3 protein-coding genes are annotated in these 3574 nt (G+C 56.5%); all 3 read left to right on the forward strand.

The window, feature by feature from the left end; genetic code table 11:
- Window positions 1-1785, forward strand: a 1785-nt coding sequence (locus tag ACYVDE_RS17460; RefSeq protein ID WP_460502826.1) for an alpha/beta hydrolase family protein, incomplete at its 5' end; no start/stop codon positions are given.
- Window positions 1786-2017: 232 nt separating this feature from the next.
- Window positions 2018-2272, forward strand: coding sequence for a hypothetical protein (locus tag ACYVDE_RS17465; RefSeq protein WP_460502827.1), 255 nt, complete (start codon window positions 2018-2020; stop codon window positions 2270-2272).
- A gap of 294 nt (window positions 2273-2566) precedes the next feature.
- The gene (locus tag ACYVDE_RS17470; RefSeq protein WP_460502828.1) at window positions 2567-3169 is read left to right on the forward strand and encodes an efflux RND transporter periplasmic adaptor subunit; all 603 of its coding nucleotides are present in this window, start codon (window positions 2567-2569) and stop codon (window positions 3167-3169) included.
- Window positions 3170-3574 lie beyond the last annotated feature (405 nt).

Below are 3574 nucleotides of genomic sequence, written 5' to 3' on the forward strand. Positions count from 1 at the left end.
CTGGGCCCGCTGCCGGCCCGCACGCCGCTGCGGGCGCAGGTGGTGGGCCAACTGGCTAGGCCGGGGTTTCGCATCGAGAAAATTATCTACGAAAGCACGCCGCGGCACCACGTCACGGCTAACCTATACGTGCCCAACGGCCCGGGCCGCTGGCCCACCGTGTTATTCCCCTGCGGCCACGAAGCCGAGGCCAAAGCCACCGTCAGCTACCAGCAAACGGCCATGCTATTCGCCACGCACGGCTTCGTGGTGCTCGTGCCCGACCCCATTTCGCAGGGCGAACGCCTGCAGCTGACCGATGCGGACGGCAAAGGCCTCACCCGCGGCGGCACCACCGAGCATACGCTGCTGAATGCCCAGGCCGCGCTGGTGGGCCACAACCTGCCCGCCGCCGAGCTCTGGGACAACATTCGCGGCCTCGACTACCTCGCCACCCGCCCCGACGTGGATACGGCCCGCTTCGGCTGCCTCGGCAACTCGGGCGGGGCCACCCAAACCGCCTACCTGCTAGCCACCGAGCCCCGCCTGAAAGTAGCGGCCCTGTGCAGCTACGTGGCCGCCGGCGAGCGCAACCTCGAGCTCACCGGCCCGGCCGATGGCTGCGTGATGCTGCCCAACGCCGGCCATCTCCGCCTCGATATCGCTGACTGGCCCCTAGCCTTTGCTCCCCGGCCGCTGCTGCTACTGGCCGGCCGCTACGATTTCGTCGATTACTCCAGCATCGAAACCGCCCATGCCGAAATTGGCAGTATCTATCAGGCATTAGGCAGGCTACAGCAGCACGCGCTTTTCACCGTCGATGACGGGCACGGCATCTCAAAGCTCAAGCGGGAGGAAGCCGTGCGCTTTTTTTTGCAGTGGCTGAAAGGGGAGGCCAAGCCTGTCTCCGTGCTGGAAGGCGCGTTGCCCTTGGCCACCACCCGCGAGCTACAGTGCACCACTACCGGGCAAGTAAACACCAGCTTCGCCGACGAGGAAACCCTGTCGGACTTTTATCAGGCGGAAGCCCGGCGGCTGACCGCTGTGCGTACGGCGCTCAGTTATAAATTGCTGAAGCAGAATATACTGGGATGGTTAAATCGCCAAATGCAGCCTCCCCACGATTCGCTCGGCGTAGCAAGTAGAACAGGCCCGGCAGGCCTTTCCGTGGAGCTGCGCGATACATTGCGCCGCAATGGCCTGCTATTCCGCAAGCTTATCGTCCGTAGCAGCCAGTCGCCGCCGCTGCCCATCCTCCGGCTCGATGCCGCCACTTCGCACCAAAAAGGCCGGGTGCTTCTGTGCTTTGCCGATGCAGGCAAGGCCGCTCTGGTCGATAGTACCGCCTGGCTGCGCGCTCAACTCCAGCAGTACGACAAAGTGCTGCTGGCCGACCTGCGCGGCCAGGGCGAAACCGCCGACCCCACCGCCGCCCTCGACCCCAAGTATTACAACCGCGAATATCGCCCGGCCCTCTTGAGCCTGCACCTGGGTCAACCTCTGTTGCATCAACGCCTCGCCGATGCCCTGCAATTGGTGCGCTACAGCTTCGATGCTACGCCAGGCAGTCAGGTAGTCGATGTGTACGCCATCGGGCCATCGGCGGCTTTGGTAGCCCTGCACGTTGCCCTTTGCACAAATCTTGTGCACCAAACACGGCTGCCCGCTTTGCCAATGAGTTGGCAGGAAATGGCAGGCTTACCCACGCTGAAAGGCCAGTATTCGGCTGTAGTATTCGGAGTGTTGTCTTGCTACGATGTACCCGATATGGTGAGGATTATAGAGAAGCGACTTAAAAGAATGTAATCGAGTGTAGGTATAGCAAAAAATCAATTCTATGGCTAGCTGATGCAATGGAATAGTGGTTTTGTTACCAATTTAACTAATTGATATTCTTAACAAAAATGTGGTTGAATTTGCGATGGTAATTGCGTACGTTTACGCCAGCTGCTTGTAATAATATAATATCATTGCAGGCGTTCCTTCATAAGTCAGGAAGGATTATCTGACTGATTTCATCATCCTTTTCCTCATAGTTATGAAAAATATCTTCTCAATTGCATGTTGCTGCCTCATGAGCGCAGCTACTTTCGCTGCTACTGGCGTGCCCGGCAAAACGGCAAATCACACGCAACTCAGCAAGTCTAAATCAGCGGCTCACGATGCAGTTATCATCTGCCACAAAGGCCGCGAAATCACAGTCGACGCCCACGCCGTACCTGCCCATCTGGCGCACGGCGATAAAGTAGGTTCTTGCACAAGCACGCCTCCCGGCGATATCGACCCGAAGTAAGCCAGGAAAATGTGCTCAGTGGTTACTGGCAAGCATGCTTGGCCAGTGAATCAAATAACAGATGTTCGCTTGCTGCTGAGCTAACGTAAACCCCGGTTGCGCCTGTGCAGCCGGGGTTTTTTATTAAATGACAACGGGGCTATTGAGGTTGGTTGTGATACTATATATAAGGTATCAGCCTATAGAGCTGCAACACCACAACAACCTCAGCCAAAAATTGGCGTAGCCAATGCGCATGCGAGCGGTACGGATGCCTGCTCGCCAATGCCCACAAACAGCCCATCCCTCAACTCGATGAAAAAATCTACTCTAATTGTGGTAATCGTGCTGCTGGTTGCGATGGCCGTACTGGGCCGCCGCTGGTGGGTTAAATCAGACCATGAAGTTGCGGCTCTGGCAGCTGGGCCTGCGCCGGCCGCCATCATTCCCGATTCAACTTCGGTAATACTGCGGGGCCGCGTCGGAGCCGGTCGAACCGAGCCACTGATTGCCAAAAAAGCTGGTCGCGTCCGCAGCATCTATTTTGAAGCCGGGCAGTACGTGCGGAGCGGCATGGTCATCGCTAAAATGACAGATTTTAACTTTATTACGGCCCCACACGATGGGTTCCTGTGCGAACAGCGGCTTACTGTAGGCGAGTACGTAAAGCCCGGCACCGTTGTAGCAAGTATTTCGCAGCATACTTATTTAGTAGTATCCATAATGGCTGATAGCTCCATCAGCGTGCACCCCGGCGATTCGGTGCATGTGTGGGCTAGTGCTCGGCCCACGCGTGTTGTTACAGGTATCACCGTGCTAGCCGATAACCCTACTAGCGGTACTGCACTAGAAATCCGTTGCCCCTCACGGTCACCACTGCGTATCGGCGAAATAGCCAGCGTTAAACTGCCTCGCTAGTCTCAATCATAAGCAAACAGGCATCAGGCCTTATTAAACCTTACCCGCGTCTTGCCCGCATAGCGCGCCAATACTGGTCTTAACGCTCTTCCTAGCACCGCTCCATACGAGCCGCGTTGCACCCTATCGAGCCATTCTATTTGCTTTATGCTTTTTTATGAGTGCATAACTCGTTGAAGAGTAACAGCAAGTATTGGAAATAGGCTGTCGTGCATGGTTTTTTCAATGAAAAAAAGCGGACACACCCTTGTTAACCCAGAAATTCCTTCTACTTTTGCACTCCCAATCGCCAACAGGGCTACGGGTTTTGGCACCGCCACCGCGGTCCGGAAAAATGGAACGAGGCCGGAACTTGGGAGCCGCTACCGGTGTAGTGCTTCCCGCATCAGCTTCGCAAAGTCCTAG

The sequence above is a fragment of the Hymenobacter agri genome (assembly GCF_054778495.1).

Coding starts and splice junctions, on each gene's coding strand:
- ACYVDE_RS17465 (WP_460502827.1), top strand. CDS start 2,018: ATGAAAAATATCTTCTCAATTGCATGTTGCTGCCTCATGAGCGCAGCT.
- ACYVDE_RS17470 (WP_460502828.1), top strand. CDS start 2,567: ATGAAAAAATCTACTCTAATTGTGGTAATCGTGCTGCTGGTTGCGATG.